The sequence below is a fragment of the Idiomarina sp. UBA4206 genome (genome assembly GCF_002383015.1).
In the GTDB taxonomy this organism is placed as follows: domain Bacteria; phylum Pseudomonadota; class Gammaproteobacteria; order Enterobacterales; family Alteromonadaceae; genus Idiomarina; species Idiomarina abyssalis.
Genome location: NZ_DFTS01000074.1, coordinates 34,307 through 38,951, shown reverse-complemented (window position 1 = coordinate 38,951; position 4,645 = coordinate 34,307). Strand labels below are relative to the sequence as shown.

The following is a 4,645-nucleotide window of genomic DNA, read 5'->3' as shown; positions in this document are numbered from 1 at the left end:
TAACGTACAAGCCGGTACTTACTATGTCATGGTCAATGCTTACTCTAGCTTCTCTGGTCTGAACCTGACTGGTTCGTTCACAGAACCTAGCACTGGCGGCGGCGGAGGTGACTCTGTTTCTGCTACTGACCTGTCTGGCAACAGCGGCGAGTGGACTCACTACTACGTTGATATTCCAGCGGGCATGTCATCACTTGACGTAACCATGTCTGGTGGAAGCGGCGACGCTGACCTTTATGTTCGTCAGGGCAGCCAGCCAACCGAGTCAAACTACGAGTGCCGTCCTTACCGTTCAGGTAATAACGAAACTTGTAATATTGCTAACCCGGCTGAAGACCGTTGGTACATTAGCCTTAAAGGCTACACTAACTACTCAGGCGTAGACTTATTAGTCGAGTGGCAATAAACCTTTAATGAGTAAAATGTAACGTTTTGGGCGCCTTTTTGGCGCCCTTTTTATTTAAACAGCATTAAACCTTATCAAATACAGAGCCGGTATCCGGGCTGAACAATTTACCGTAAAGCTTGGTCGCGTAGTTGTCCGTCATTCCCGAAATATAGTCACAAATAACACGCTTGGGGTTATCTGCCTTTTTGTATTTTTGCAGAGTAGAACCCGGCAGTAGTTGCTCTGGATTTTCGCTCAGTACCTGAAAAAGCTTCATTATCATCATCTGGCCTTTGTACTCCAGAACCTGCACCGAAGAGCTGCGAATAACATACTTAAACACAAAGTCTTTCAGTACTTGCAGGGTATGTTCAATGTGCTCAGGCAACTGGGCCTGAAGATCTAACCAGGGCGATTCAAACAGGTTCTGTTCTGTGACTTCAATCGCCTCCACAAAATGACCGACAAGCTTACTAATTGCGTGCTTACGCGCCCGGCTTTGGCCTGAAAAAAGCGCTTCTGTGTAAAATCGCTCTTCCTGCATAATGACGCTGTTATCGCCAAGCACAGCGAGTACGTCTTCGCGCCACTGCTTTTCTGTAACCAAATTCAGCGCCAGTGAGTCTTCTAAATCGTGCACGCCGTACGATATGTCGTCCGCCAGCTCCATAATGGAGGTATCAAAAGCTTTATACTGTGCTTTGGTTTTACCCTCTTTCGTTTTAGTGGAACGAAAAGCCGCTTTGTCTTTGGGAGTCAGCGGTTCCAGTATCCAGTCCAGCACATCCTGTTCGTCGTCATGAATAGATTTGGGCGGTTTAAAAGCACTTAAGTGGTTTTCATCAGACAGTGAGGGAGTACTAACTTCGCTATGTAAAACCGGATATTTAAGCACACCGAGTAAAGTCCGCCGGGTTAAATCCAGACCGTCGTGGTCGGAATACTCACCCAGCTTTGAAATAATGCGCAGGGTCTGCCCATTACCTTCAAAACCACCGTTATTGTGCATGTGGTAGTTCAGTGCCACTTCGCCACCGTGCCCGAACGGCGGGTGACCAATATCATGCGCCAGACAAATGGCCTCAATTTGAAAGTAAGACGGGATATGCGTCGAAATAGCGTCGTTCTCTGCATACTTTTGCTTTAACTTCTCGCAAATGCCCGAGCCAATCTGAGCCACTTCCATAGAGTGCGTTAAGCGCGTGCGATAAAAGTCACTCTCGCCCACACCCAGCACCTGAGTTTTTGCCTGCAAGCGACGAAACGCCGACGAGTGAATAATACGCGCCCGGTCACGCTGAGCATCGCTGTCCGGCGTAGCGGCATTAAAGGTCGTAGTTTTTCCTGAGCGGCGTTGGTGCAGCCCCATTTGCCGAGTATTTTTCACATCCTGCCCCATAAAACTTCTAAAAAATCGAAATAAATATATAGTTTTTTCGAAAATTTAATCACGCCATTTATATACGATAATTTGAGGGATCAAATGAAGTTATCTAATTTATCTGTTTCCAGAATAAACCAAATCAACCTTTTATTTCTGATCACGTTAGTCGTTGTTCTTTGCCTTTCCTTATTCACCGATATCGCCCGCCAAGCACTTATTATACCGGGCATTATCATCGCCGCATTATCAGTGGTATTTTTTGTCATCTCCCGACGTTTCCTGAACTTAGCCATGAAAGAACTGAAAAATATGGCCACGGAGGTCAGTAATGGAAATCTCGACCCAAGAGTCAGTTTAAGCAGCGACAATGAGTTCGGCCAAATCGCACGTTCCTTAAACCGTGCATTAAAACGTTTTAGCCGTATTCTGGGCCACATTGATGGAACAACCGAAAAACTTAGTAACCTGGCAGAGCGAACGGCTTCTGTCTCCGACCGCTCTCACACTACCAGTGAAAAACTGAGCGAGCAATCCAGCAGCCTAGCTTCAACCATCGAAGAAATCTCCACCAGCATGAACGAGATGACAGCAACAATTGAGCGAATTAATAGTAATACTGACTCAGTTGCTGAGGCCAGCACAACCTCTGAACAGCAAATGAATAGCCTAGCGGAGAGATTACAAAAACTGGTAACGTCAGTTGAAAAGTTCGACAACAGCTTTGAGCAAGTGGAAAAAAGTGCGGAAAAAATCACCTCGTTTGTAGAGCTTATAGAAAGCGTGACAGAACAAACCAATTTGCTCGCTCTGAATGCTGCTATTGAAGCTGCCAGGGCCGGAGAACATGGTCGAGGCTTTGCGGTTGTCGCCGACGAAGTTCGCTCATTAGCTCAAAAAACCAAGGCAACCACAGGCGATATTGTCAGTATGACCAACGAACTACGAGACGTTATATCGTCTTCCGGAGAAATCAGCGACCAAGCTCTTGAAGCCTCAAAAGAAGCACAAGAAATTTCTACAGCAACCATTGATTCGTTTAACACAGTTCTGACAGCAGTAAGAGAAATTAATGCTGAAGTTGATATGGTGACCGAAGCCAGTCAACAACAAAACGACGCAGTGGAAAGTGTCAGTCAGAACGTTCAGGTTCTCAGCGACTTATGCGACAACGCCTACGAACAAGCCGATACACTATCCAAAAATACTGATGAATTAAACGACTTGAGTAGTGACATCGTTCAGCAAATGGATAAGTTAGACGACTAGTCAGACATTGTGTCTCTTCTCTGAATAGCTAAACATTCGGAGAGGAGACATAAGATGAATTGCTTATTGAAATATGATGTCACTTAATTTTTTTATATTTAATATTCTGACCTGAACCACATTCTCCGCAAGGGGGGAGCCTATCACTATCATCATCAAGTGTGACCTCCCATTTTTTGCAACTTGTGCACTGATAAGTACCTCTTCCTGGTTTTTCACCAATATCGTAAAGCATTATATTTCTCCATTAAGTATCAAAGTTGAACCGAAGCAACTTAAGAGTAGCCGTTAAAGTCAGTATTACAATTTATGAACATTATTTCGTTTCTAACGACATGAGTAAGCTGGCAAATCAGTTGTTCCTGGCCAGCGCAATTAGCGCGCAGCAACGCAATCGCATGGGTTTTCATATGGCTAAAACCGATCAGCAAAACACCTTAATGTCAGAACCTGAGCAAATTGACCCGGATGAACCCATAAACTTTGTGAAGCATTGGCAGGATCGCGTCAAAGCCAACGAACACTTCGACGCGTCACCACAGGAAAAGGCATTAGCCCAGGGTGCATTGGACGTTTTGCGGCAAGTCTGAATATCACTTGCCGCAGGCTGCATCATTTATTGCGTGACTTCAAATCACTATTCTGCGCTTCAATTTCACTGATGTACTTTGACTGGTGCTCGCGTGCGAACTGCACAGCTTTATTCGAGGCCTTTAGCGCACTCTCGTTGTTGTCATTCATTGAATAAACCGTTGCCAGGCTGTCCCATAAAACTTCGGACTGGTCGAATACCTCAACACCTTTCTCCAGAATGGCCTGTCCCCAGTCAACTTGGCCTTCATAAGCGGCCTTTAAGCCATACACGTTGTATTGCTGAACCGACATAGGAAAGTCGTAGCCCACTGTCTTTTCGTAATCAGCGTAGAACGCCTGCAACTGTTCCAGCGACTTAATTTCTATGTTCGGCACCGCGTTAAACCCTCGAAAAACGGATTTAAGGCCCTCGACATTGCCAATTAATGGCGTGCTGTCATGGGTTTCGCTGGGGAACTGCTTTGACTCCCAGTTAAAATCCGATTCCGGCTTCGCTTCCAGCACGTTCAATAAACGCTCATAGCTCTCGGCCATTTCATTAGGCTCATTCGCCATACTGACAAACCAACGTACCGGTGGCTTTTCTGCCTCTTGCTCTGCCACCTTTATGTCTTTTATAAGCGCAAAGTCATCCCACCAAAGGCTTGGGCTGACCGATATTGCGGCATTGATAAAATCTGAGTGGTGAGTCGCCAGATAACTGGTGTAGAGCCCCGACAGCGAGTGCCCAGTAACCACCGTATAAGGCGACAGTCTGTACTTTTTCTGCAACGCTGGCATCAGCTCATCTTGCAAAAACTGGGTGTACTGCTCGGCACCGCCAGAGCGGTCAGCGTAGGCTTCCATTTTTGTGTGAGTAAAACGCTTTAAGCGGTTCCTCGCACTGACCCCGACAACAACCATTTCCGGCACAATAGAAAACGTACTTAAAAAATTAACGTTACCCGCTATGTGCTCAAACTGCGTTGAACCGTCCATAACCAGCAGCACCGGATACTGAAAACTGTCTGAAT

General features: G+C 46.0%; 5 protein-coding genes. 3 read left to right on the top strand and 2 right to left on the bottom strand.

Translation table 11 applies throughout. The annotated features are described in order from the left end of the window. On the top strand, positions 1-406 hold a 406-nt coding region (locus B3180_RS14835), incomplete at its 5' end, for a PPC domain-containing protein (protein WP_286845271.1). A 64-nt stretch (positions 407-470) separates the two neighbouring features. Here B3180_RS14835 and B3180_RS14830 read toward each other — a convergent pair. Beyond that, positions 471-1,775 (bottom strand): anti-phage deoxyguanosine triphosphatase, encoded by a 1,305-nt coding sequence (locus B3180_RS14830; protein ID WP_278358955.1) that lies wholly within the window; start codon positions 1,773-1,775, stop codon positions 471-473. Positions 1,776-1,871: 96 nt separating this feature from the next. On the opposite strand from B3180_RS14830, the gene B3180_RS14825 reads away from it, so the two are divergent. Further along, on the top strand, positions 1,872-3,038 hold the full coding sequence (locus B3180_RS14825) for a methyl-accepting chemotaxis protein (protein ID WP_222235988.1): 1,167 nt from the start codon (positions 1,872-1,874) through the stop codon (positions 3,036-3,038). Positions 3,039-3,298: 260 nt separating this feature from the next. Next, the gene (locus tag B3180_RS14820; protein WP_273024078.1) at positions 3,299-3,628 is read left to right on the top strand and encodes a hypothetical protein; all 330 of its coding nucleotides are present in this window, start codon (positions 3,299-3,301) and stop codon (positions 3,626-3,628) included. Between the two features lie 22 nt (positions 3,629-3,650). Here the strand turns inward: B3180_RS14820 and B3180_RS14815 are convergent. After that, positions 3,651-4,645 (bottom strand): alpha/beta hydrolase (locus B3180_RS14815; RefSeq protein WP_286845269.1); only part of this gene is annotated, 995 nt, incomplete at its 5' end.